The sequence below is a fragment of the Sphingopyxis sp. JAI108 genome (genome assembly GCF_013410105.1).
Classification (GTDB): domain Bacteria; phylum Pseudomonadota; class Alphaproteobacteria; order Sphingomonadales; family Sphingomonadaceae; genus Sphingopyxis; species Sphingopyxis chilensis.
This window is the reverse complement of sequence record NZ_JACCCJ010000001.1, coordinates 1,431,435-1,455,411: the sequence shown is the minus strand read 5'-3', so window position 1 is coordinate 1,455,411 and position 23,977 is coordinate 1,431,435. Positions and strand designations below refer to the sequence as shown.

The 23,977-nt window shown below is 65.5% G+C and carries 20 protein-coding genes; all 20 read right to left on the bottom strand.

Annotation, left to right across the window (positions count from 1 at the left end; genetic code table 11):
- Window positions 1-25 precede the first annotated feature (25 nt).
- Window positions 26-1,333, bottom strand: coding sequence for a sugar MFS transporter (locus tag HDC29_RS06980; RefSeq protein WP_179495665.1), 1,308 nt, complete (start codon window positions 1,331-1,333; stop codon window positions 26-28).
- A 46-nt stretch (window positions 1,334-1,379) separates the two neighbouring features.
- On the bottom strand, window positions 1,380-3,860 hold the full coding sequence (locus tag HDC29_RS06975) for a glycoside hydrolase family 3 protein (protein ID WP_179495663.1): 2,481 nt from the start codon (window positions 3,858-3,860) through the stop codon (window positions 1,380-1,382).
- Window positions 3,861-3,949: 89 nt separating this feature from the next.
- Window positions 3,950-5,143: an MFS transporter gene (locus HDC29_RS06970; protein ID WP_179495661.1), complete on the bottom strand. Its 1,194-nt coding sequence runs from the start codon at window positions 5,141-5,143 to the stop codon at window positions 3,950-3,952.
- The gene (locus tag HDC29_RS06965) at window positions 5,136-6,197 is read right to left on the bottom strand and encodes a LacI family DNA-binding transcriptional regulator (RefSeq protein WP_179495659.1); all 1,062 of its coding nucleotides are present in this window, start codon (window positions 6,195-6,197) and stop codon (window positions 5,136-5,138) included. The genes HDC29_RS06970 and HDC29_RS06965 overlap by 8 nt, the downstream gene beginning before the upstream one ends.
- Window positions 6,197-7,138: a glycoside hydrolase family 16 protein gene (locus HDC29_RS06960; protein ID WP_179497320.1), complete on the bottom strand. Its 942-nt coding sequence runs from the start codon at window positions 7,136-7,138 to the stop codon at window positions 6,197-6,199. The genes HDC29_RS06965 and HDC29_RS06960 overlap by 1 nt, the downstream gene beginning before the upstream one ends.
- Complete coding sequence (locus tag HDC29_RS06955) at window positions 7,138-8,637, bottom strand: tryptophan halogenase family protein (protein ID WP_179495657.1); 1,500 nt, start codon at window positions 8,635-8,637, stop codon at window positions 7,138-7,140. Before HDC29_RS06955 ends, HDC29_RS06960 begins: the two co-directional genes overlap by 1 nt.
- Window positions 8,634-9,665, bottom strand: coding sequence for a cupin-like domain-containing protein (locus tag HDC29_RS06950; RefSeq protein ID WP_179495655.1), 1,032 nt, complete (start codon window positions 9,663-9,665; stop codon window positions 8,634-8,636). Before HDC29_RS06950 ends, HDC29_RS06955 begins: the two co-directional genes overlap by 4 nt.
- Window positions 9,658-10,377 carry a SapC family protein gene (locus tag HDC29_RS06945; RefSeq protein ID WP_179495653.1) on the bottom strand — a complete coding sequence of 240 codons (720 nt, stop codon included), beginning with the start codon at window positions 10,375-10,377 and terminating at the stop codon, window positions 9,658-9,660. The genes HDC29_RS06950 and HDC29_RS06945 overlap by 8 nt, the downstream gene beginning before the upstream one ends.
- 14 nt (window positions 10,378-10,391) lie before the next feature.
- Window positions 10,392-11,939, bottom strand: a complete 1,548-nt coding sequence (locus HDC29_RS06940; protein ID WP_179495651.1) for a tryptophan halogenase family protein — start codon at window positions 11,937-11,939, stop codon at window positions 10,392-10,394.
- Window positions 11,940-12,043: 104 nt separating this feature from the next.
- Window positions 12,044-15,028 carry a TonB-dependent receptor gene (locus HDC29_RS06935; protein ID WP_179495649.1) on the bottom strand — a complete coding sequence of 995 codons (2,985 nt, stop codon included), beginning with the start codon at window positions 15,026-15,028 and terminating at the stop codon, window positions 12,044-12,046.
- A 173-nt stretch (window positions 15,029-15,201) separates the two neighbouring features.
- Window positions 15,202-16,092, bottom strand: coding sequence for a class I SAM-dependent methyltransferase (locus tag HDC29_RS06930; RefSeq protein ID WP_179495647.1), 891 nt, complete (start codon window positions 16,090-16,092; stop codon window positions 15,202-15,204).
- Window positions 16,085-17,482, bottom strand: a complete 1,398-nt coding sequence (thrC, locus tag HDC29_RS06925) for a threonine synthase (RefSeq protein ID WP_179495645.1) — start codon at window positions 17,480-17,482, stop codon at window positions 16,085-16,087. The genes HDC29_RS06930 and thrC overlap by 8 nt, the downstream gene beginning before the upstream one ends.
- Window positions 17,483-17,509: 27 nt before the next feature.
- Complete coding sequence (locus tag HDC29_RS06920; protein ID WP_257018086.1) at window positions 17,510-18,154, bottom strand: SURF1 family protein; 645 nt, start codon at window positions 18,152-18,154, stop codon at window positions 17,510-17,512.
- Window positions 18,147-18,584, bottom strand: a complete 438-nt coding sequence (locus tag HDC29_RS06915; RefSeq protein WP_179495643.1) for a DUF983 domain-containing protein — start codon at window positions 18,582-18,584, stop codon at window positions 18,147-18,149. Before HDC29_RS06915 ends, HDC29_RS06920 begins: the two co-directional genes overlap by 8 nt.
- Window positions 18,544-19,419 (bottom strand): cytochrome c oxidase subunit 3, encoded by an 876-nt coding sequence (locus HDC29_RS06910; RefSeq protein WP_179495641.1) that lies wholly within the window; start codon window positions 19,417-19,419, stop codon window positions 18,544-18,546. Before HDC29_RS06910 ends, HDC29_RS06915 begins: the two co-directional genes overlap by 41 nt.
- A gap of 79 nt (window positions 19,420-19,498) precedes the next feature.
- Window positions 19,499-20,056 carry a cytochrome c oxidase assembly protein gene (locus tag HDC29_RS06905; RefSeq protein WP_373562794.1) on the bottom strand — a complete coding sequence of 186 codons (558 nt, stop codon included), beginning with the start codon at window positions 20,054-20,056 and terminating at the stop codon, window positions 19,499-19,501.
- Entirely contained in the window at window positions 20,056-20,205 is a 150-nt protein-coding gene (locus HDC29_RS06900; RefSeq protein WP_179495637.1) for a hypothetical protein, read from the bottom strand. Before HDC29_RS06900 ends, HDC29_RS06905 begins: the two co-directional genes overlap by 1 nt.
- Window positions 20,202-21,113 (bottom strand): heme o synthase, encoded by a 912-nt coding sequence (locus HDC29_RS06895; protein WP_179495635.1) that lies wholly within the window; start codon window positions 21,111-21,113, stop codon window positions 20,202-20,204. Before HDC29_RS06895 ends, HDC29_RS06900 begins: the two co-directional genes overlap by 4 nt.
- A gap of 106 nt (window positions 21,114-21,219) precedes the next feature.
- Window positions 21,220-22,890 carry a cytochrome c oxidase subunit I gene (gene ctaD, locus HDC29_RS06890; RefSeq protein WP_179495633.1) on the bottom strand — a complete coding sequence of 557 codons (1,671 nt, stop codon included), beginning with the start codon at window positions 22,888-22,890 and terminating at the stop codon, window positions 21,220-21,222.
- Window positions 22,891-22,905: 15 nt separating this feature from the next.
- On the bottom strand, window positions 22,906-23,973 hold the full coding sequence (coxB, locus tag HDC29_RS06885) for a cytochrome c oxidase subunit II (RefSeq protein WP_179495631.1): 1,068 nt from the start codon (window positions 23,971-23,973) through the stop codon (window positions 22,906-22,908).
- Between the last annotated feature and the right edge of the window lie 4 nt (window positions 23,974-23,977).

The window sequence follows — 23,977 nt, the reverse complement described above, 5'->3', positions numbered from 1 at the left end:
CAGAGCCGGCCGCCCGCGGCAATCGTTACGCGGTCGCCTGGCGCGCGGCCGCCCACAGGCCGAAACTCGCGATGATCGCGTAGCAGATCAGCGGCACCGCCAGCGCGATACGTATATCGCCGCTGAGATCGGCCACCGTTCCGAACAGAAACGGCACGATGGCCCCGCCGATGATAGCGGTGCACATGATGCCCGATCCCTGCGGCGTTCGTTCGCCCAATCCTTCGGTTGCGAGGCTGAAGATCGTCGGGAACATCAGCGAATTGCAGAAGCCGACCAGAATCAGCGCCCAGCCCGACAGCGCGCCGGTCGTCACCGCCGACAGCAGGATCAGCGAAATCGCCCCGGCCGCAAAGGTGGTGAGCACGCGTCCCGGCTTGGCCAGCCGCAGGATGAAGCCGCCGAGCAACCGGCCGACCAGAGCGCCGAGCCAGTACATCGCAACCAGCTTGCCCGCGGCCTGGAGCCCCAGCCCCATCACGCTCGGTTCGGCCAGATAGGCCATCAGGTTCGAGCCGATCGCCACTTCGGCGCCGACATAGACAAAGATGCACAGCGCGCCGAACTGGACGCGGCGGTTGTGGGTCAAGAGGCCCCAGGTGCCCTCAAGCTTTACAGCGTCGGTCCGGGCGTGGTCGAGCGCCGACCGGTACATCCAGAACACCGCCGCGATGACCAGCATCAGCACGCCGAGCCACATATAGGCGGTGCCGATCGACGCGCCCTCGGCGACGCGATAGGCCTGAATTTGCGCCTCGCTCGCGGTGTCGGCATCGATCGGCGTCGAATCGCCGAGCAGGAAGGTCGCGCCGCCATAGACCATCAGGAACACCCCGATCGAATTGAACGCCTGCGCAAAGGTCAGCCGGCTGTGCGAGGTTTCGACCGGCCCCAGCGTCGTGATCACCGGATTCATCGCGACCTGCAAAACCGTGATCCCCGCGCCGATGCAGAAGAGCGCGGCGAGGAAGCCGGGGTAGGACGCCGCGGCCGACGCGGGGATGAACAGGAAGGAGGCCGCCGCAACGATGATGAACCCGAGCACGAAGGTGCGAATATAGCCGAGTTTGGACATGATGATCCCGGCGGGGATCGAAAAGGCACCATAGGCGATGAAGAACGCCATCTGCACGAGGTTCGCCTCGGCGTGCGTCAGGTGGAACATCGGCTTGAACTTGCCGACCAGCAGATCGTTGATGTTCGTCACCCCGCCGAGCAGGAAAAACACCGCGAAGGCGAGGATCAGCACGACTTTGGTGCCGCCCCCTCCCTTGCCCGGCTGTTCGACCGCGTTCGGGTCCACACTCGTCGCAACGCTCGGCGCCAATGCCATGTCTCTCTCCCAACCCTGTTTTCTGGCTATCCCGCGTCCGGTCTTGTCATTTTGCGGCGGGTGGGCAAGGCAGATTCTCGCCGACGGCCTCGACATTCGTATTCAGCAGCGTCGCGGCAAAGCCCTTGTCGCCCTTGACCGTCACCGCATTGTCGACCTGCCGCAAATTGGCGCCCGCATCGGCGAAGCAGCGGAGCGGCAGCTTGATCGTCGAAACCTGCCCCTGCGGCGCCGCCTTGACCATCTCCGAAATGTCGAACGCCTTGCCGCCGAGCGCGAGGCTGACCGGCGCGCCGCCGGCTGCATCGATCCGCCAGTCGACGCGAAGCGCGAAGCTGTTGTTGAGCTGGCGCGACAGGTCCGCATAGGGCCCGGTCAGTTCGAGCGTCGCGGGGCCGGTCCAGACAAACGCCTTGCCGTCCTCCTGCGCGCGCACGTCGATCGAGCGCGCCGCGATCATGCCGCCGGGGCTCGCGATCGGCGCCGATTCCACCGGGCGCTTGCCGCCCGCATCGGTGATCGAAAGCACCCACGGCGCCCGCGCGCGACCGCCCGAGAAGAAGTTCTCGACATTCAGCGCCGCCGAAATATCGACGCCCAGCTCTTCCGAAAGCTGCGGCACCGTCGCTGTGTCGCCATATTTCAATCCGTAACCGACCGCGAACTGCGGCTTTTCGACGGGCGAGCGCGCGTCGGAGGGCCAGGCGAAAGGTAGCGTGCCGGTAAAGCCGCGCACCGTCTTGCCGTCCTTGCCCGCGACGAGCACGTCGGCGACGCCGGCACCCTGCGACCCCGGCAGCCAGGCCGCGACGAAGGCGTCGGAGGCATTGATTTCGGGGTTCGTGAACATCGGTCGTCCCGACAGGAAGAGCGCGACGACCGGGATTCCCGCGGCCTTCAGCTTCTTCAGCGTCGCGAGGTCTGTCGCGTCGGTCGGCTGGTAATCGAGCGTCGCGACGTCGCCCTGGAATTCGGCATAGGGCGCCTCGCCGAACACGACGATTGCGACGTCGGGCTTCTCCTTGAAGACGCCGCCTTCGGACAAGGTCGCGACGCCGCCCGCATCGCGCACCGACTTGTCGAGCGCTTCCCAGATCGTCTGCCCGTTCGGGAAGTCCGAGCGCACGACGTCGGTCCCCTGCCAGCTGATCGTCCAGCCGCCCGACTGGATCGCCATGCTGTCGGCCGCGGGCCCCGTGACGAGCACGCGCGCGCCGGGCTTGATCGGCAGCACGCCGCCGTTGTTCTTCAGAAGAACCAGCGACTTGGCGACCGCTTCGCGCGCCACGGCGAGATGGTCGGGCGTGCCGACCGCCTTTACGACGCTGCGATCGACATGCCCTTCGGGAAACAGCCCGAGCTTGTATTTGACGCGCAAAATGCGGCGCACCGCATCATCAAGGCGCGCGGCGGGAATGGTGCCGTCCTTCGCCTGTTTCAGCGTCGTATCGTAAAGCCCCTTCCAGCTGTCGGGCGCCATGAACATGTCGAGCCCGGCATTGATCGACTGCGCGCAGTCGGTGACGCTGCACCCGGCAACCTGCCCATGCCCGTTCCAGTCGCCGACGACGAAGCCTTCAAAGCCCATCTTCTGCTTGAGCGCGTCGGTCAGCAGCCCCTTGTTGCCGTGGTGCTTGACGCCCTGCCAGCTCGAGAAGCTCGCCATCACGGTCAGCGCGCCGGCGTCGATCGCGGCTGGGTAACCCATCGCATGTTTGGCGATCAGCTCTTTCTCGTCGACCTTCGCGTCGCCCTGATCCTTGCCCTCGAACGTTCCGCCATCGGCGAGGAAATGTTTGGCGGTCGCGGCGACATGGTTCGCATCGACGGTCTTGCCCGGGGCGAGCGTCCCCTGAAGCCCGAGCACCATCGCCTTCGCATAATCGGCGACGAGCCTGGGGTCGGAGGCATAGCCTTCATAGCTGCGCCCCCAGCGCAGATCCTGCGGCACGGCGAGCGTCGGCGCGAAGGTCCATTCGATGCCGCTGCCCGCGATTTCGGCCGCCGTCACCGCGCCGATACGCTGGATCAACTCGGGATCGCGCGCCGCGCCCAGCCCGATATTGTGCGGAAAGAGCGTCGCACCGGGGATGTTGTTGTGCCCGTGGACGGCATCGACGCCGAAAATGATCGGGATCGCGACGCCATTTGTCTGCGGCCGCATCGACACCGCGCGAAACTCGCCGACCAGCTTCGCCCAGTCGGCGGCGGTCGAACGCTCATTGCCGTTGGGCCCGCTGTTGCCGCCCGCGAGGATCGAGCCGAGCGGATAGGTTTCGAGATCCTTCGGCGTGATCGTGCTGATGTCGGCCTGGATCAGCTGGCCGACCTTTTGCTCGACCGTCATCTTTTTCATCAGCGCGTCGATGCGCGCTTCGGTCGCAGCGTCGGTGATGGCGGCCGGGCTTTTCGCCGCGGGCCAGAGTTCGGGATGGACGGCCGCGGCCTCGCCTGCGTCCTGCGTTGCTGCCATTGCGGTTCCCGCCAGAAGCAGCGCAGTCGCGATCACCATTGCCTGTCGGCGCATCGTCTCTCCCATCCCTCGTATGTGAACGTTATCAAGGCTCGATGTCGCATAGCGGCCGGATGAAATCAAGCTCTCTGTTCGGTGCGGGATCAGCGCGCGCGAGGCATCGTCGCGAGGAGCAGCACGGCGATCGCGGTCAGCCCGGCAAGCAACAGGAAAAGCGCGTCGAATCCGAATCCGGGGACCAGCGAAATGGTCAGCCAGGGCATGATGAGCGACGGCACGGTATTGGTCAGGTTGAAGATGCCGAGGTCGCGCCCGCGTCGGTCCGAACGCGGCAGGATGCGCAGCGTCTGGCTGGCGTGGAGCGAGAGGAACACCGTCGTCGCGACGCCGAAGACGAGATAGCTTGCCTTGGCCATGTCGGCTTCGGTCGCAAAGGCCATGCCGATCATCCCTGTCGCCGATATCGCCGCGCTGGCGACAAGCGGCAGGAAAGGCCGGTCGTTGCGGTCGGCCCAGCGTCCGCTCGCCAGCGCGATCGGCACCGCGAGCGTCAGCGCAATCCCGAAAATACGCGCCTTTTCATTGTCCTGCATATCGGGGTCGATCGACCGGAACCAGAAATAGAGATAGGCGAACAGCGCCGCCTCGGCGATCTGGACCAGCAGGCGCGCGAGCCACATCCGCACCGCGGGGCCGCTCGGCCGCCGCGGCAGCGCACCGTCCGCGCGCAAAGGCGGCGCGGTCAGTTCCGGGAATGGGCGCGGCCGGCCGAGCAAGAGAACGGGCAGCACCGCGCCTGCGACGAGCAGCGCGATGACGACCAGCCGGCTGTCGTCCGACACCAGCCCCGGCCAGGTCACGAGCGCCCCCGACCAGGCGCCAAGCGCGGGCGAGAAAGCGAGCAGCCCGCCGAGAAGCCCCTTTTGATCGTCGGGAACGCAGTCGCCTGCCCAGGCGGCGAGCGGCCCGAGCATCATGTTGAGCGTAAGCTGCCACCCGATGACGATGCCGACGAGCGTCCAGATATCCTCCGCCAGCGGCACGAGCATCAGCAAGGCGATGCTGAGGACCAGCCCCGCGAGCACCCACGCGCGCCGGCTGTGCGTGCGGTCGCTGAGCCAGCCGAAAAGGATGCCCCCGATGCTCGCCGCGATCGCGCCGAAAAAAGTGACGTAGCCCAAGGTCTGGACGTCGGCCGGCCCCGCCAGCTCGGTCATTCGCGACGGCAGCCAGATCGTCAGGAACGGGACATAGGCGATCGCCCCGCCCGCCGAAGCGAGCGCGTAGAGAAGCAGGAACGGGAGCGACTGGCGCCGCGCCGCGGCGGTGTCAGCCATGCCCGACCGCCGGCGCGGCGGTCGACCCGCGCGCGACGAGCCCGCCCTGCACGCGCGTCGGCTCGGCCGGACGCGGCGCCCCGCGCTGCGCCGCGATGATCAGTTCGACCGCGCGTGACGCGGTTTCGGCAACCGGCTGGTCGACCGCGGTCAGCGCCGGCTGGGTGAAACGCACCACGGGCGTATTGTCGAAGCTGACGATCGAGAGCTGCCCCGGCACGCCCAGCCCCCTTTCGCGCGCAACTTCCAGTGTCGCGAGCGCCATCTGGTCGCTGCTCGCGATGATCGCGGTCGGCGGGTTCGCACCGCCGAGCAGTTGCCGTGCCGCGGCGGCGCCCGAAGCATAAGTGAAATCGCCCTCGACGAGCAGCCCGGCGGTCGGCAGGCCCTCGGCCGCCATCTCGGCTTCCCAGCCGTCGATGCGCCAGCGGCTGAGGCTGTATTCGGGCGATCCCGCGATGAAGCCGATACGCTGGTGGCCGAGGTCAATCAGGTGCCGCGTCGCGCGCCGCGCCGATCCCTCATCGTCCATCGTCAGCGCGATCCCCGCCGCGCCGCCGCGCGACCCGATGCGCGCGAAGGGGATTTTTTGCTGGTCGAGCAGGCCGACGATCAGCGGATTGTCCGAATGCGGCGGGGTCAGGATGACGCCGTCGGGCTGCAGCGCCGCGATAGCCGCGCGCAGTTCGCGCTCGACATGGTCGTTGTGCGTGTCGACGAGTTCGAAGATCATGCGATAGCCATATTCGGCGCATTTCAGCATCCCGCCGAGCAGCATCTGGTCGACCCAGTCGACGCCCTGCCGCCCCTGCCAGTCGGCAATCGTGCGCTCGCGGTCGTTGATCGCGAGGATCAGATAGGATCTGGACCCGCTCATCCGCTGCGCCGCGATCGAGGGCACATAGCCGAGCTTGTCGATCGACGCCTGAACGCGCTCTTTCATCTCGGGCCGAACATTGGGCTCGTCGTTGATGACGCGGCTCACCGTCTGCAGCGACACACCCGCGTCGGCTGCAACATGCTTGATCGTGACCGACTGCCGCCGACGCCCCATTATTCGTCTTGATCCCCCGTGCTGCCGCAATCGCTAACGGCATCACCGCCACATTGCCAGACGCGAACCCAATCTATTTCCATGTTTTTGGGATAGCCGCTTTCATCGACTCCCTTCAGCCCGCGCCCCTCGGCGAGCCCGCCACCGACCGCGAGGTTCAGGATCAGGTGAAAGGGCCGGTCGAACGGCGCCGCGGGCTCGCTCGATCCGCTCGTCGACCACTCGCTCGCGACGCGCGTCGCATAGGGTTTGCCGTCGACCGTCCAGACGATCTTGCCCTTTTCCCAGACAATGCCGAAGACGTGGAAACCGTCGAGCGGGGCGGGAAGCGCGGTCTCGTCGCCCTTATATTTGTTGTCGGGCCATTGCCCGCCGAAATGGAGCGTGCCGAGGATGCGGTTCTCGATCCCGCCCGCGCATTCGTCGCACCGCACGCCGAGGTTCACCGCCTCCAATATGTCGATCTCGCCCGACGCCGCCCAGGTGCCGTAATGACTGGCCTCGGGCAGCATCCAGATCGCGGGCCACGTCCCCTGCCCCTGCGGCAACTTCGCGCGCACCTCGATCTTGCCATAGGTCCACGCCGCCTTGCCGCGCGTGACGAGGCGGGCGGAGGTAAAGCGCTTCGTCGCCTGCGCCGCCGCCTTCTCGGCGTCGCCGCGCTGCGACAAGGGAAAGGCGGGCCCGGTCATCGCCTCCTTGCGCGCGGTGATGACGAGCTTGCCGTCCTTGATCGCCGCATTGGCGGGCCGGTCGGTATAGCATTGGCGTTCATTGTTGCCGCCGCCCCAGCAATCGACGTCGAAATCCCATTTGCCGCGGTCGACCGCGCTTCCGTCAAACTCGTCTGACCAGGCGAGCCGCCACCCGGCATCCGCGCCCTGCTGCGCCGTAGCAGCGGCCGGCGCGGCGGCCAGCATCAGGATCGCCGCAGCGCGCATCACGCGGCCTTCGGCTCCTCGGCGCCGCAATAGCGCGCGACATAGGCGTGATGCTCGGGCAGCGTCGCGACGGTCTGCGCGATATTGTCGCGCAGCGTCTGGAACAGCCGCTCGACCTCGTCGTCGCGCAGCTTGGCGGCGATCGGGTGATAGGTCTGCGGCTCGATCCCCTGCCCCATCATCACCTGAACCCAGCTATTCTCGGCAAATAATTCCTCATATTTGCGGAACACGCGGCCCGTCTCGCGGAACAGCTCGATCTTTTGCTGCAGCGAGTCCGGAACCGGCATGTTCGCGACATGGCGCCAGAAGGGGCTGTCGCGGCGGTTGGTCGCCTTGTAATGCAGCACGACGAAATCGCGGATCTGCTCGATGTCGAGCCGTTGCTGGTCATTGAATTCCTGCGCGTCGCGCTCGCTGACACGTCCGTTCGGCATCAGGCGGATGAAACGCAGCACCGCGCGCTGGATCAAGTGCACCGTCGTCGCCTCGAGCGGCTCGACAAAGCCCCCCGCAAGGCCGACGGCGACGCAGTTGCGGAACCATTGTTTGCGCCGCACCCCGCCCTTGAACTTGATGTCGAACGGTTCGATCAGCGGCTCGCCGACGCTGCCCATCAGCCGGTCATAAGCCTCGTCGCGCGACAGATAGCCGCTGGTGTAGACGATCCCGGCGCCCATCCGGTGCTGCAGCGGGATGCGCCATTGCCAGCCGGCGTCGTGCGCGATCGCCTGCGTATAGGGCATCGGCGGGCCGAGATGCTTCGACTGCACCGCGATCGCGCTGTCGTTGGGCAGCCAGTGGCTCCAGTCCTCGAACCCCGCGTGCAGCGCGCCGTCGATCAGCAGGCCGCGAAAGCCGGTGCAGTCGACGAACATGTCGCCCTCGATCCGCCGCTCGCCGTCGAGATGCAGCGCGGCGATGTCGCCGCTCTCGCCGTCCAGCTCGACGCGCGCGATCTTGCCCTCGACGCGCGTGCACCCATCGGCCTCGGCGAGCTTGCGCAGATAGCGGCCATAAAGCGTCGCATCGACATGATAGGCATAATTCATCCGCTCTTCGGGCAGGTGCGCGAACTTGCCCTGCATCCCGGCGACCAGCTCGAGGCAATAATCCTCATAGGGCTGTTCATGCCCGCGTTCGCGCGCGTTGAGCCAGAAATGCTGGAACCCCGCCGACCAGTGATCCTTGCCCGACAGGCCAAAGCTGTGGAAATAGCTGTCGCCGTCGTGCTTCCAATTGTCGAACAGGATGCCAAGCTTGAACGTCGCCTGTGTCGCGCGCATGAATTCGGGCTCGGGGATGCCGAGGATGCGGTTGAAATTGACGAGCGGCGGAATGGTGGACTCGCCAACCCCGATCGTCCCGATCGCCTCGGACTCGACCAGCGTCAGGTCGACCGTGGGCCCCATGGTGCGCGCGATCGCCGCCGCCATCATCCAGCCCGCGGTGCCGCCGCCCGCGATGACGATGCGCTGGACCGGTTTCCTGTCGCTCATTTGCTCAAAGCCCTCAGCAAGAAGGCGCGCAGCCGCCCCGCCGTCTCGGACGTGAGCGGGGCGAGGATGCTGCGCGCGGTTTCGGGAATATGGCCGGTGACGCTGGCGTCATTGTCGAATACATAATGGTCGAACTGCTCGCGCCAGATCGCCTTGTCCTCGGCCGGCAGGTCGCGGATCGCGAGGATCGCGTGATTGAGCGCCGCCTGCGGCTGGCCCAGCCAGGCGGGTGTGCGGCGCCACCAATAGTTCACCAATATGTTGAAGTCGGCGAGCCCCTCGACATGGTGCCACCACATCGACGGGATGAAGATCGCGTCGCCGGGCTCCAGCTCCACCGTCAACGCCTCCGCCATCGCATCGACGAAGCGCGGGTGGGCGGCAAGGTCGGGCGCGTCGAAATCGACCATGCTGACGACGCGCCCCGCCGGCGTATTGTCGATCGGGCCGAGATAGAGATTACGGAACGCGCCCGGCGGGAACAGCGTGAACCGGCGGCGTCCCACGGCGCAGCAGGCGAGATTGTCGGGAAAGTCGTTGTGCGCCGCAATCTTGGTGCGCGTGCCGATCCAGATGCTTTTCAGCGGATCGCGGTCGCCGAGGTCGATCGGGTTCGCTTCGTCGAGCCCGTCGAAATGCGACGGAATATCGATCGACGCCAGATAGACGGTGCGCGCCTCACCGCGTTCCTCGGCCGTATCGATGCCTCCGAATATATCGGCCAGCTTCCCGGTCCCGACGCGGAAATTCATCGCCATGTCGTCGTCGTAGAACAGCCGCCCGTCATGTCCCGGCGGGCCGATCGACACTTTGAAAGGCCGGTCGCGGGCATGTTCGAGCAGATAGGCTCGCGCGTCGCGCGCCGACCTTTTGCCCGCCTCGACCAGCGGCCAGCCGGCGGCAAGCCCGCGAAGGACAAAGGGCTCGCGCGCGCCTTCGAGCAACGCGCCCGGCCCCGCCCCCTTATCCCATGAACGCTCGGGCACCCGCGCGAGGCGGTCGGTAAAGGCGCCGCCCTGTTCAGCCACTGCCGAGCCTGCGGTTCTTGCGCGCGACGAGCGCCGACAGCTGCGACAGCGAGGCAAGCGCCATGAAGATCGGCATCAGATGCCCCGCCGCGTGCAGCGCGCCGAGCGCCTCGCCATCAAGCGCGCGCAGCTTCGCCTCGTCGATGATATGGAACCCGACGAGCGAATTGATCGACCCATCGTCGAGTGTGACTTCGAGGTTGAAGGGTTCGAGCAATTCATAGGCGTCGAGCGCGTCGAGAAAGGCCTTGCTCGCGCGATACCCCTCGTCGAGGTCGCCAAGACGCTCGGCGATCTGGTCGAGATAGGGAGTGGGCGCGCCGTCGGCGTCGAACAGACGAATGCCCTCCCCGCCCGGCGCGATGCGCGGGTGCTCCAGGTCGACATGCACCTGTCCCGGCCCGTCGCCGCTCGCCGGGCGCCCGATCAGAAAGGGCTGGATCGCGAGCGACAGCGGCCGATAACGCGCGTCCCAGCGGTCGCCGTCGAGAAACAGATTTTCGCCCGATTCAAAGCCGAGCAAGGCGACCGCGATGAATTCGTTGCGGTCGATCTCGCGCCGGAACAGGATCGGGAAATGCCCCTGGATGCTGCGAAACTCGTTCGGCACGGTCAGCGTCGCCATCACCCCGTCGCCAAGGTCCGCACCCGCCTCCGCCCGAACGCGCAGTTCGCGATGGGTATTTTTGTTGAGCACGGCATGCTGGGTCATTCGGGTCTTTCTTCCTATTCGGCCGCGACGCGATCGGCGGCGAGCGTGTCGAGGTAGGCGCGGTTCGTCGGCAACCCGGCGGCAAGCGTGCGCGCGCGCTGCCGCATCTCGGCCAGCGCCGCCAGCGCGCGGTCGCTCGCGGGCCAGCCGGCGGGGGCCGGAAATCCCATGCCATAGAGGATATACTGGTGGCTTTCCGCCGAGAAAATCTCGTCGACATAGGGGAAATCCGACGAGGATGGCGGCTGGTCGCGCCATAGCGTCAGCAGGTCGGCCAGATGCGGCGGGATATGGTCGGGGTCGCGGTGCGCGCGCCAATAGGGTTCGTCGCGGCGGCTGAGCACATAATGGAGCTTCAGGAATTCGACGATGCGGTCCCAGCGATAGCGGAACAGCTTGTTGAAGCGCGCCGCGTGGATGTCCATCGCGGCGCGGTCGGCCGGGAAATTGTCGGTGAGCGCGCGCAGCGACAATTCGATCAGCACGATCGCCGACGCTTCGAGCGGCTCGATGAAACCCGCGGCGAGGCCGATCGAAAGGCAGTTTTTTTCCCAGAAGCGCGCGCGGTGGCCGGTCCGGAAGCTGATATGCTTGAACGGCGCGCCGAACGCCCCTTCCTTGGGCAGCGCGCCGGGCAGTTCGCGCGCGATATAGTCGCGCAGGATCGTCTCCGCGCGTTCGGCGTCCATGAAACGGCTCGAATAGACGCAGCCGATGCCGCGCCGCAACGGCAGGCCGATATCCCAGATCCAGCCGGCCTCGTGCGCGGTCGCGATCGTTTGCGATGCGATGGGGCTGCCCGGCGGCACCGGCACCTGCGAAGCGATCGCGCGGTCGTTGAACGCATGGTCGCTGCGGTCGATCCACTCGACGCCGAGTTCGCCGTCGATCAACAGCCCCTTGAAGCCGGTGCAGTCGATGAACAGGTCGCCCGCGACCTCGCGCCCGCTGTCGCTGGTCAGCGCGGCGATATCACCGTTCGCGGCGCGCCGTGCGCCGGTGACGCGGCCCAGGATATGCTCGACGCCCAAAACCTGCGTCGCGTGCACCGACAGCAGCGCCGCGAATTTTTCCGCAGCGAAATGATAGGCATAGTTGGCCGCGCCCTGATAGCCGGGCATCGCGCGCTGCCGCGGCGCGAGATGCTGCTTGCAGACCGCCGCCTGCGCGCTCATCGCCGCCGCGAACGGCTGGTCGGGGGCCGAGGCCTGCCACGCGGCGAGCAATTCGCCGAGCGGCACCGCCGGCGGCGTGGTGAAGGGGTGGAGATAGGAATCGCCCGCCGAGCCATCGACCCAGCCGTCGAAACGCGACGCCTGCTTGAACGCCCCGTCGCAGGCCGCGAGGAACTCGGTCTCGTCCAGCCCGATCGTCTGGAGCGTCGTTCGCATCGTCGGCCAGGTGCCCTCGCCGACGCCGACGATCGCGACGTCGGGCGCCTCGACCACCGTCACCGACAGTGGCGCCGCCTTCGCCCGCCGCGATGTCGCGAGCAGCGACGCCGCCAGCCAGCCGGCGGTGCCGCCGCCCACGATGACAACCCTCTCGATCGCGCTATTCATTGTCACCGATCCTAGGCTACGCTTCGTGATCCGTCACGCAAAAGAGCCGCGCCCGAAAAGGCGCGACCCCCTTGCCGGAAACCCGGCGGACGGGTTCCGCCGTTCTAGAAGCTGAACCTGACCCCTGCCGCATAGCGGGCGAAGCCCGGCTGGACGAAGGTGACATTGTTCTTGCTGCGAAGGTGCCCGCGGCGGCCCTCGCCCGTCAGGTTGATCGCCTCGACGAATCCCGTAAAGCCCGGGATGAACTCATAGCTCGCGCTCGCGTCGATCTGCCAATATTCCTCGGTATAGAAGGGGTTGGGGCCCGTTCCCGCGAGGAATTCGTCGCGCCAGTTCCACGCGACGCGCGCCTGGAGGCCATTCTTGTCATAGAAGGCCACGGCGTTGGCGCTGTCGCTGAGTCCGGTCAGCGCGAACTGCGCCACCGACGACGGCTGCGTATTGTCGTACGTCGCATCGCCGTTGACGATCGTATAGTTCAGGATGACGCCGAAACCGGTATCCCAGAAGCTGTGCTGGAGCGCGAACTCCCAGCCGTTGAGCGACGCAGTCTGGTCGCTGTTCACCGGCGTCGCGATTTCGAAATTGACGAGCGGATCGCCGGGCGCGGCATTGATGATGTTGCCCGTGACCGTGTCGGGGAAATTCTCGATGATATATTCGCGAATTTGCCCGACAGTCGCACCCGACCCGATCGCGGCGATCGCGGCATTCCAGCGCGGCCCGCCCACCGGCGTCGTCAACCCGAACGCACTCGAGTCGATCCGCGTCGAGGATATGAAATTGCTCACATCCTTGTGGAAATAGCCCACCGACAGATAGGAATCGCGGCCGTAATACCACTCCGCCGACAGGTCGATATTCTTCGACTTGTACGGGACCAGCCCCGGATTGCCCTGCGCACCCGTGCCGCCGCCGACGCGGAACAGCGTATCGATCGTCCGCCCGCCCTGCATGCTGGCATAGTCGGGGCGCGTGATCGTGTGGCTGTAGGATGCACGCAGCTTGATGTCCTCCATCGGAGAGATGTCGAAATCGATCGCCGGCAGCCAATTGTCGTAGGAGCCCTTGAACCGCGTAAAGTCGCTTTCGCCCGAAAAGACGACGTTGAATTCATTGTCGCCGACCCAGGTGGTCGTCACCGGCACCGGCACCAGCGCCGCCGACGAGATATCGGTCGTCTCATACCGGATACCCGCCGTGAAATGCGCGGGATTCTGGAACAGGTCGAATACCGTCGCGACCTGCAGATAGGGCGCCAGCGTCTTTTCGGAGATGCGCCGATCGGTGTTGAAGACGGCAAGGCAGGTGCCCGGCTGTGCAGCGCCCGTCGCGGGGTTGCTGCAGACCTGATAATTCTGCTCGTTCAGGTCGGCCAGTCGCTCGAAATCGAAGGTATAGAAACTCTCGATCATCCCCGATTGCGCAAGACCGGGGAATTTGTCGGGCAGCGTGACGAGTTTGAAAATGTCGTCGGGAATATCCGCCGCCGGACCCGCGCCGCCCCATGTGTCGTCGTTCTGGATCGTGCCGAACGCCGAGCGCACCTTGCTGTCGACATAGGAAACGCCGAAATCGATGCTGTCGAGGAAACCGCCGTCATGGTCATATTGGCCGCGCAGCTGCACCTGGTTGATCCGGTTGCGGAAAAAAGCGTTGCGGAAGGCATTACCCGTCGGCGTGATCAACGACGCGTCGAGCGGGTCGATGCCCGGATACATGCCGTAGGAGATGACCGGCAGGTCATTCTCGAAATTGATCGTCTGATTCTGCACGCCAAAGACGGCATTACCCAGCGACATGCTCGACCCGAAGCGGTTGACCGGATTGACCTCGGCGGTCGAATGATGCGCGTCGAGCTCGAACGTCACCCCGTCCGTGCCCTTCCATTCGAGGTTGAAGCCGAGCGAATTATTCTCCGCCCGGTTTTCGGTCAGCGCGCCGCTGTACGACAGATCCTTGCCGCCATAGAGCGCGTCGGGCCCGGGCGTCCCGGTCGGCGGCGCGAATATCTCGCTGTAAAAGATCGGCCCGGCGACCGGCCCGTCGGTCCACGCGCTCGACGTGTTTTCGTGGTTGAACCAGACGCCGACATTGCTGTTCCGCGTTTCGACCGTGTTGCGCGAATAGACATAGTCGACCGTCGCGGTCAGTTCATCGGTCGGCCGGAACTGCAGCACCGCCTGCCCGTTGATGCGCTCGCGATTGATGTCGTTGAGGTCATAGGACGCATTCTGCGGCACCTGATAGACGTCGTCGGGGCCAGGACGATTGGTGATGTTGTCGGCGCGCGGATCGCCCGGCTGCGCGAGCGAACCCCAGTTGTTTTCGCTGCCCAGATAACCGTCGCGCCAGCCGACATTCGCCGTGTTGGTGCTCGACTTGCGCTTCTGGTACGATCCCGCGATCATGATGCCGATGCGGTCTTCGGCGAAAGTCGTGCTGAAGATGCCCGACACTTCGGGCGTGATCGGGTCGCTATTGTTGCGCGACGTATCGTAGACGCCCTTGACCGAAAGGCTGCCGCGCATCCCCGGATTGTCGAGCGGGCGCGGCGTGCGGATATTGATCGACGAACCGATGCCGCCCGATTCGATCGTCGCGCGGCCGCTTTTGTAGACCTCGACCGACGCGATGCCTTCGGACGCGAGGTTGGCAAAATCGAACGACCGCGACGACGGCGCGCTGCCGCCGTCGCCGATCAGCGCGGTCGGCATCTGGCGGCCGTTCAATGTCACGAGGTTGAATTCGGGGCCGAAGCCGCGGACCGTGACCAGCGAACCTTCGCCGTTCGAGCGGTCGATCGACACGCCCGTGATGCGCTGGAGCGATTCGGCGAGGTTGGTGTCGGGGAATTTGCCGATGTCTTCGGCAGAGATCGCATCGACGACGCCCTGCGCCTCGCGCTTGATGTCGGCTGATGCAGCGAGCGAGGCACGAATGCCCGTCACGATGATTTCATCACCGCCAACTTCGCTGTCGGCCGGCGCTTCCTGCGCGAAGGCGACCTGCGCCATGCCCATCATCGACAGCGCCGAAGTCCCGGCCAGAAACTTGGCAAGCCACTGCTTTTGAGACGCCCGCATCCCCATTTCTCCCACATAGCCGCTCTCTTTTGGTGGCGGCATTCCCGTTATGTGAACGTTATCTAAATGGGAACGTTCTCATTGTCAACGCATCGACCGTTGCATTTGGGTCACAATGCTGCGCTTTTTTGTGCGGCAAACGTATGCAGCAAAGCGCCCGCCGCGGAAATGCGTCAGCGGCTCCAGCGCGCGAAAATCGCCGTTGGCAGCAGCAGCCCCCTCGCCTCCTCGCGCACCGCCAGTTCGCCGCACTCGACCTTGCCCGGCAGGTCGGCGAAAAGCTGCGCGACCAGCTCGCCGATCGCGAGCGCCGACATGCGCACGGCGTAGACGGTCAGGAACAGCGCCCGGCTGTCGGCGTCGAGCAAACGGCGGCAGTCGGTGAGCAAGGGCGCGAGCCCCTCCTCGATCTGCCAGCGCTCGCCGCCCGGCCCGCGCCCGAACTTCGGCGGGTCGAGCAGGATCGCATCGTAACGCCGCTCGCGCCGCACCTCGCGCGCGGTGAACTTGCCCGCATCGTCGACGATCCAGCGCACCGGCTTGTCGGCCAGGCCGGCAAGCGCCGCATTCTCGCGCGCCTGCCCCACCGACTTCTTCGACGCATCGACATGCGTGACCGAGGCCCCCGCCGCGGCGAGCGCCTGGCTCCCGACGCCCGTATAGCCGAAGAGGTTGAGAAAGGCGGGATCGGGCTTGTCGGCCACCTGGCCGCGCAGCCAGTCCCACACCGGCGCCATGTCGGGGAAGAAACCGAGATGGCGGAACGGGGTGCACGAGGCGGTGAAACGCGTCTCGCGCCACGCGAGCGGCCAGCCCTCGCTGGGCACGGGCTTGTTATAATACCAGCGCCCGCCACCATCGTCGTCGGACGCAGGGATGAATTCGCCGTCGGCGGCTTCCCATTCGCTCGGCGGAAGCGCCGGCGCCCACATCGCCTGCGGCTCGGGGCGGATGAAGCGATAACGGCCGTATCGTTCGAGCTTGCGCCCGTGGCCGCTGTCGACCAGCCCATAATCGTCCCACGCCTCGCCGACGAGCGTGACAAGGGGTAAGAGGTCAGCCACGCGCCGCTTCCGCGAGGACAAAGGCCTTCACCGCGTCATAGTCGCCGGGCAGCTTCGTATAGCGCTCTTCGCGCTCGAAGAGGTTGCCCAGCCGCGCGGGCAGCGGCGGGCGCACGCCGGTCGCGCGCTCGACCGCCTCGCGGAATTTCGCGGGATGCGCTGTCGCGAGCGTGACGACGGGAATATCGGCATCGATCTCCAGCGCGCGCGCGGCGGCGAGGCCGACGGCGCTGTGCGGGTCGATGATCTGCCCGCCATGCTCCTGCGCCCAGCGCAGCGCGAGCGCCATCGCGTCGCCGTCGATGCTCGCGCTCGAAAACAGGTCGCGCGCGCCGGCGAGCATGTCGGCAGGGATCGTCATCGCGCGGTTCGCGTCGAACTCGCTCATCATCCCGGTGATCGCGGCGTCGTCGCGGCCCGAGAGGTCGAACAGCAGGCGTTCGAAATTGCTGCTCACCTGGATGTCCATGCTCGGCGTCGCGGTCGGCGTCACCGTGCCCGCGCTATAGTCGCCGCTGGTCAGCGCGCGGTGGAGAATGTCGTTGACGTTGGTCGCGACGACGAGCTTTGCCACGGGCAGCCCCATCTGCGCCGCGACATAGCCCGCGAACACGTCGCCGAAATTGCCCGTCGGCACGCTGAACGCCACCGGACGGTCGGGTCCGCCAAGGCGCACCGCGGCGTAGAAATAATAGACGACCTGCGCCATCAGCCGCGCCCAGTTGATGCTGTTCACCGCCGACAGGTTGACCTGGCTCCGCGCTTCCTCGTCGCCGAACAGCCGCTTCACCATCGCCTGTGCGTCGTCGAAGCTGCCGTCGATCGCGATATTGTGGACGTTGGGCGCGAGCACCGTCGTCATCTGGCGCCGCTGCACGTCGCTGACACGCCCTTCGGGATGGAGCATGAAGATCTGGATATGCTCGCGTCCCGCGACCGCCTCGATCGCCGCCGACCCGGTATCGCCCGACGTCGCTCCGACGATCGTGATGTCGGTATCGCCGCCCGCCAGGAACTTTTCGAACAATTGCCCGAGCAATTGCAGCGCGACGTCCTTGAACGCCAGCGTCGGGCCGTGGAACAGTTCGAGCAGCCAGTGGCGATGGTCGAGCTGGACGAGCGGCGTCACCGCGTCATGGCTGAAGCGGCCATAGGCGGCGCGGCACAGGGTGCGCAGCTCGTCCTCGGTCAGCACGCCCTCGACGAAGGGCCGCATGATCCGCACCGCGGTTTCGGCATAGTCGAGCCCCGCGAGCGCGCGAATATCCTCCGCCGACATCCGCGGCCATTTCGCCGGCACATAGAGGCCGCCGTCGCTGGCAAGGCCGGCCAATGTCGCGGCACGAAAGTCGAGGGTCGGCGCGGAGCCGCGGGTGCTGATATATTCCATGGCGGCCCAGCGCCTAGCGGGAGAGGCTCAAGGCCGCAAGCGGCGACGGACAGCCAATATATAGATGACGAGCGCCGCGGCGGCGAACAGGAACCATTGCACCGCATAGGCCAGATGGTTGTTCGGCGTATCGTCGGCTGAAGGCACGCCGCTGGGGCGCAGGTTCGCAACCGGCGCGTCGGCGACCAGCATCGCGCGCGCGGGAACCGCCTTGCCCATCGCCCGCGCCATCACCGTCGGCTGCTCGGGACCGGGGACGATCGTCCCCTGCACCGTCCCGCCGCCCCATTTCGGCGGCGCAAAATCGTCGCCTATGCCGACATCGACGAGCACCCCCGGCCCTTCGACGCCGGTCCGGCAATCGGCGATCATGCGGATTCCCGACTTGCCCTTGCGGTCGGTGCCGCTGCGCGGATCCCAGCGCACAGGCTCGAGGCACACGATGCTGCTCTTGCGATAGAGGAAGCTGTCTTCCACCGGCGGAAGCTCGGGATAGGCCACCAGCGACGACATCGCCATATTGCGCTGGTAAAGCGCGATCAGCGCTTCCTTCTCGCTTTTGCGCTGGAGCTGCCAGACGCCGAGCGCGATCATCACCGCGACCGCGGCGAGCACGAGCAGGGTCGGGATCAGCGGCCAGCGCCGCACGGGCCGTTCGGCTGGTTCAGTCATGGTCATCGTCCACCCGCCGCCCCTCGGCGGCTTGCCGCTGATGCTCGCTCGCGAGCAGGGCCGCCTTGCCGACGCGCAGGCCATAGACGACGGCGGCGGCGGTCAGCGGTACCCACAGCACGACATGCACCCAGAAAGGCGGTCGGAACAAGGCATCGATCGTCAGCGCGATCGCGATCAGCAGCGCGCCGATGATCAGCGTCAGGAACGCCGCGGGTCCATCGCCGACATTATAGCTCTCGAAATCGAGCCCGCAGACGCGGCAACGCGGCGCGAATTTCACCGGCCCGTCGAACAGCGTCTGCGCGCCGCATTCGGGACAAAGGCCAAAAAGGGCAGCGCGCGCGATCGGCGGCTGCCCTTTTTGCGGTTGATTGCCAGCGGGCAATTTAGTGCGCGGCGACCGGCGCGCCCCAGCCGCCCCAGACATAGACGATGATGAAGAGGAACAGCCACACGACGTCGACGAAGTGCCAGTACCAGGCCGCGGCTTCGAACCCGAAATGCTGCTGCGGCGTGAAGTGGCCCTTATAGGTGCGCACGAGGCAGACGATCAGGAAGATCGTGCCGACAAGGACGTGGAAGCCGTGGAAACCCGTCGCCATATAGAAGGCCGAGCTATAGTTGCTCTGTCCGAAGCCGAACGGCGCATGGGCATATTCATAAGCCTGGATCGTCGAGAAGACCGCACCGAGGATGATCGTCAGCCACAGGCCCTTCTTGAGGCCTTCGCGGTCGCCGTGGATCAGCGAATGGTGCGCCCAGGTGATCGTGGTACCCGAGCAGAGCAGGATCAGCGTGTTGAGCAGCGGCAGCGAGAAGGCGTCGATGACTTCGATGCCCTTCGGCGGCCACATGGTGATCGCGTCGGCGCCATCCTGGCCGAACAGCGAGGTGACCGCACCTTCGGCATATTCGATCGGCACGGGAAAGAGCGAGAAGTCGAACCAGGCCCAGAACCAGCCGACAAAGAACATCACTTCGGACGCGATGAACAGGATCATGCCGTATCGCAGGTGCAGCTGGACGACAGGGGTATGATCGCCGGCATGCGCTTCGTTGATGACGTCCGACCACCAGCTGAAGAAGGTCGCGATCACGCCCATGAAGCCAAGGCCGAGAACCCATTTGCCGACGCCGCCAAAATGGTCGGCGTGCATCGACATGACGAGCCCGAAGAACATCACGAGCGCGGCAACCGAGCCGATGAGCGGCCAGACGCTGGGATTTACGAGGTGATAGTCATGATGTTTGGCACCGGCCATGTCACAATTCCCGTTTTTGCTGCCCCAGCATGACGATTCCCCATCATCTGCCGGTCTTGTTAGACTCTTGTTCGCGGCCTTAGCTCGCCTTTTTACCCTCGTCTACAGGGTGAAAGGTGTAGCTCAAGGTGATTTCCTGCACGTCGCGCGCGTCGGGGTCGTCCTTGATCTTCGGATCGACGAAGAACAGCACCGGCATGCGCATCTGCTGCCCCGGCTCCAGCCGTTGCTGGGTGAAGCAGAAGCACTGGATCTTGGTGAAATATTTGCCCGCCTGCGTCGGCGTGACGTTGAAGCTCGCGGTCCCGATGACGGGCTGCGCCGAATTATTCTCGGCGATGAAGATCGCCATGTCGCGCGCGCCGATGCTGACCGTGTCGGTCGGATGTTCGGGATAGAATTTCCACGGCAGATTCGGCGAGACATTGGCGTCGAAGCGCACCGAAATCGTGTCCGACAAGATTTTGGGTTCCGCCGCCGCCGCGACCGGGTCGAAACGCTGCGTCGTGCCGCCGAAACCGGTCACGCGGCAAAAGAGATTATAGAGCGGCACCGCCGCGAAGCCGAGGCCCACCATCGCGAGTGCGAGCAGCGCGGCAAGGCTGGCGGTTTTCGCGTTGGGGGACACGCGGGCCATCATGCGAATATCTGCATCTTGGCGATGGTGATGAAGAAAAAGAGGATCGCGAGCCCGCCGAGCATCCACGCCATCAGATTGGCGCGGCTACGTTGACGGCGCCGATATTCGGCCTCGTCAAATGGTTCGTTCGGGGTGTCTTCGGTCATAGCGGCCACCAATGGTCGACGACGACAGCGCCGAACAATATGAAAAGATAAGCGATCGAATATGCGAAGAGACGCTTTTCGGGCTGCATCAGATCGCCCTCGCCCGTCGTGCGCGTGCCGACCTGGATCGAGAACAGGACGAAGACCGCCGACAGGAGGATGGCGGTCCAGCCATAGAGCGCGCCGGTGTAACCGAGCGGCCACGGGGCGATCGCTCCCGCCGCCATGATGATCGCATAAAAGAGGATCTGGCGCCGCGTCGATTTCTCGCCCGCGACAACCGGCATCATCGGGATCCCCGCGGCGGCATAATCCGAACGCATGAACAGCGCCAGCGCCCAGAAATGCGGCGGCGTCCACAGGAAGATGAGCAGGAAGAGCAGCACCGGCAGCGGCGCGATCGATCCCGTCGCCGCGACCCAGCCGATCAGCGGCGGAAAGGCGCCCGCCGCGCCGCCGATGACGATATTCTGCGGCGTCCTGGGCTTCAGCCACATCGTATAGACGAAGACATAGAAGAGGATCGAGGCGAGCAGCAGGAGCGTCGCCTGCCAGTTCGATGCGAAGAGCATCAGGAACAGCGAAAAGGCGGCGAGCCCGATGCCGAACTGCAGCGCCGTCTGCGGATCGAGCCGGCCGGCCGGAAGCGGCCGCCCCGCGGTGCGCTTCATCTTGGCGTCAAGGCCCGCTTCATACCATTGGTTGAGCGCGCCCGACGCCCCCGCCCCCAGCGCGATCGCGAGGATCGACGAGAAGGCGAGCACCGGATGCACCTCGCCCGGCGCCGCGAGCAACCCGCACAGCGCGGTGAAGACCACCAGCGACATCACGCGCGGCTTGGTCAGCGCGAACAGGTCGCGCCAGTCGGCGGGGAGTGCGGTTTCGCCGTGGGTCAGGCTCTGCGCCATGTCAGAAAAATACCGTCTTTGTCAGCTCGACAGGGTTGATCATATTTCCCAGACCCCGCCTTTGGGGCGACGCCCCCTGCCGTTTCCAGGCAGGGGGCGTAACCGATCATGCGATACGCGGCAGTTCGTTGAACTGGTGGAACGGCGGGGGGCTCGACAACGTCCATTCGAGCGTGGTCGCGCCTTCGCCCCACGGATTGTCGGCGGCCTGCTTGCCCGCGAACAGCGAGTAGAGGATGTTCACGAAGAAGATCAGTACGCCCACGCCCATGATCACATAACCATAGGACGAGATCAGGTGCCAATAGGCATAGGCCTCCGCATAGTCGGGGTAACGGCGCGGCATGCCCTGCTGGCCCAGGAAGTGCTGGGGGAAAAACAGGACGTTCACGCCGATGAAGAAGATCCAGAAGTGCAGCTGGCCGAGGAACTCGCTGTACATCCGGCCCGACATCTTCGGGAACCAGTAATAGAAGCCGGCGAAGAGCGAGAAGACCGCGCCCAGCGACAGCACATAGTGGAAGTGCGCGACGACATAATAGGTGTCGTGCAAATTGGTGTCGACGCCGCCATTGGCGAGCACGACGCCGGTCACACCGCCGACCGTGAACATGAAGATGAAGCCGAGCGACCATACCATCGGGGTCTTGAAGCTCATCGAACCGCCCCACATGGTTGCGATCCAGCTGAAGATCTTGATGCCGGTCGGGACCGCGATGACCATCGTTGCCGCGGTGAAATACATCTTCAGGTTCACGCTCATGCCGACGGTGAACATGTGGTGCGCCCACACGATGAAGCCGACGACGCCGATCGCGACCATGGCATAGGCCATGCCGAGATAACCGAACACCGGCTTGCGGCTGAAGGTCGAGATGACCTGGCTGACGATGCCGAAGCCCGGCAGGATCATGATGTAGACTTCGGGGTGGCCGAAGAACCAGAAGAGATGCTGGTAGAGGACGGGATCGCCGCCGCCCGCCGCATCATAGAATGTGGTGCCGAAGTTGCGGTCGGTCAGCAGCATGGTGATCGCGGCGGCCAGAACCGGCAGCGCGAGCAGCAGCAGGAAGGCGGTGACCAGCACCGACCACACGAACAGCGGCATCTTGTGGATCGTCATCCCCGGCGCGCGCATGTTGAAAATGGTGGTGATAAAGTTGATCGCACCCAAAATCGACGCCGCACCCGCAAGGTGGAGCGAAAAGATCGCCATGTCGACCGCGGGCCCAGGCGAGCCGCTGGTCGATAGCGGGGCATAGACCGTCCAGCCGGTGCCGGCGCCAAGGCCGCTGCCGCCAGGAACGAACATCGAGCCGACAAGCATGACGAACGCGACCGCCGTCAGCCAGAAGCTGACATTGTTCATGCGCGGGAACGCCATGTCGGGTGCGCCGATCATCAGCGGCACGAACCAGTTGCCGAAACCGCCGATCATCGCGGGCATGACCATGAAGAAAACCATGATCAGGCCGTGCGCGGTGATCATCACGTTCCAGAAATGCTTGGCCTGCACCTCGCCCGCCGACGCGTCGAAGAATTGCGCCCAGCCGGTCAGATACTGGATGCCGGGGTGCGCGAGCTCAAGGCGCATCATGCCCGAAATCACGCCGCCGACGATGCCGGCAATGATCGCGAAGATCAGGTAAAGGGTGCCGATATCCTTGTGGTTCGTGGACATGAACCAGCGGACGAAAAAGCCCGGCGTGTCGTGATCATGGTTTTCATGCGCATGGGCGTGGCCGTGCGCGGGTGCAGTCGCTGCGATATCGGTCATCTGTCGGACCCCTTGTTAATTCTTGGCAGCCGGTGCGGCGGCGGGAGCCGCTGCGGGCGCAGCTTCGGTCGTGGCGGCGGCCGGCGTCGCGGCCGGAGCGGCGACGGCGGGAGCCGGCGCGGCGGCTGCGGGCGCCGGAGCGACCGGACCAGCGGGGTTGCCGCCCTTCGAGCGGACCCATGCCTCCCACTTGTCGACCGGCAGAACCTCGACGGCGATCGGCATATAGCCGTGATCGACGCCGCACAGTTCCGAACACTGGCCGTAATAGACGCCGACCTTGTTCGCGGTGAAGGTCGTTTCGTTGGCGCGGCCGGGGACCGCGTCCATCTTCGTCCAGAAGGCGGGAACCGCGAAGCTGTGGATCACGTCGGCGCCGGTGATGATCAGCTTCACCTGGCGGCCGACGGGCACGACCATGCGGTTGTCGACGGCGAGGTGATAGGGCTCGCCCGCCGCCTCGGCCTTGTCCTTGGGCAAGATCTTCGAGACATATTCGCCGATACCCTGGTCGGGATAGGCATAGCCCCAATACCATTGATACCCCGTGACCTTGATCGTCAGCGCATCCTTCGACGGCGGTTCGTACTGCTGGGCCAGAAGCCGGATCGACGGCACCGCGATCACCGCGAGGATCAGCACGGGAATGGCCGTCCAGATGATTTCGATGAGGGTGTTGTGCGTCGTCTTCGACGGCACCGGGTTCGCCTTGGCACGGTAACGGAACATCGCCCAGAGCAGCAGGCCGAGCACGAGCAGCGTGATGATCGTGATCACGGGAAGCAGAATCACATGGTTGAACCAATAGGCCTGTTCACCCACGGGGCTGACCTGCGGCTGGAAATCGATGCCCGCATCGACCGGCTGGCCGACGCCGGGAGTCGGCTTCATCGGCACATAGGTGGCGTCACCCGCCGGAGCCGCCGCAGTCGCCGCCGCATCGGTAGCGGCCGGGGCCGGATTCGCCGGAGCGCCCACGGCGGGGGCTTCGGCCGGAGCCGCGGCCGGCGCCTGCGCATGACCGGCGCCGACTGCGCCGAGCGACAAAGCCGCCGCAATTACAAGGGTTTTCAAGCTCTTCATAAGG

Bases quoted from the DNA above. Each gene is read 5' to 3' on its own strand.
- thrC (WP_179495645.1), bottom strand. From the start codon at position 17,482: ATGGAATATATCAGCACCCGCGGCTCCGCGCCGACCCTCGACTTTCGT.
- HDC29_RS06955 (WP_179495657.1), bottom strand. From the start codon at position 8,637: ATGAGCGACAGGAAACCGGTCCAGCGCATCGTCATCGCGGGCGGCGGC.
- HDC29_RS06920 (WP_257018086.1), bottom strand. From the start codon at position 18,154: ATGACTGAACCAGCCGAACGGCCCGTGCGGCGCTGGCCGCTGATCCCG.
- HDC29_RS06910 (WP_179495641.1), bottom strand. From the start codon at position 19,419: ATGGCCGGTGCCAAACATCATGACTATCACCTCGTAAATCCCAGCGTC.
- HDC29_RS06945 (WP_179495653.1), bottom strand. From the start codon at position 10,377: ATGACCCAGCATGCCGTGCTCAACAAAAATACCCATCGCGAACTGCGC.
- HDC29_RS06970 (WP_179495661.1), bottom strand. From the start codon at position 5,143: ATGGCTGACACCGCCGCGGCGCGGCGCCAGTCGCTCCCGTTCCTGCTT.
- HDC29_RS06965 (WP_179495659.1), bottom strand. From the start codon at position 6,197: ATGGGGCGTCGGCGGCAGTCGGTCACGATCAAGCATGTTGCAGCCGAC.
- HDC29_RS06935 (WP_179495649.1), bottom strand. From the start codon at position 15,028: ATGCGGGCGTCTCAAAAGCAGTGGCTTGCCAAGTTTCTGGCCGGGACT.
- HDC29_RS06900 (WP_179495637.1), bottom strand. From the start codon at position 20,205: ATGACCGAAGACACCCCGAACGAACCATTTGACGAGGCCGAATATCGG.
- ctaD (WP_179495633.1), bottom strand. From the start codon at position 22,890: ATGACCGATATCGCAGCGACTGCACCCGCGCACGGCCACGCCCATGCG.
- HDC29_RS06940 (WP_179495651.1), bottom strand. From the start codon at position 11,939: ATGAATAGCGCGATCGAGAGGGTTGTCATCGTGGGCGGCGGCACCGCC.
- HDC29_RS06905 (WP_373562794.1), bottom strand. From the start codon at position 20,056: ATGGCCCGCGTGTCCCCCAACGCGAAAACCGCCAGCCTTGCCGCGCTG.
- HDC29_RS06895 (WP_179495635.1), bottom strand. From the start codon at position 21,113: ATGGCGCAGAGCCTGACCCACGGCGAAACCGCACTCCCCGCCGACTGG.
- HDC29_RS06960 (WP_179497320.1), bottom strand. From the start codon at position 7,138: ATGCGCGCTGCGGCGATCCTGATGCTGGCCGCCGCGCCGGCCGCTGCT.
- HDC29_RS06975 (WP_179495663.1), bottom strand. From the start codon at position 3,860: ATGCGCCGACAGGCAATGGTGATCGCGACTGCGCTGCTTCTGGCGGGA.
- HDC29_RS06915 (WP_179495643.1), bottom strand. From the start codon at position 18,584: ATGTCTGGGGCGGCTGGGGCGCGCCGGTCGCCGCGCACTAAATTGCCC.
- HDC29_RS06980 (WP_179495665.1), bottom strand. From the start codon at position 1,333: ATGGCATTGGCGCCGAGCGTTGCGACGAGTGTGGACCCGAACGCGGTC.
- coxB (WP_179495631.1), bottom strand. From the start codon at position 23,973: ATGAAGAGCTTGAAAACCCTTGTAATTGCGGCGGCTTTGTCGCTCGGC.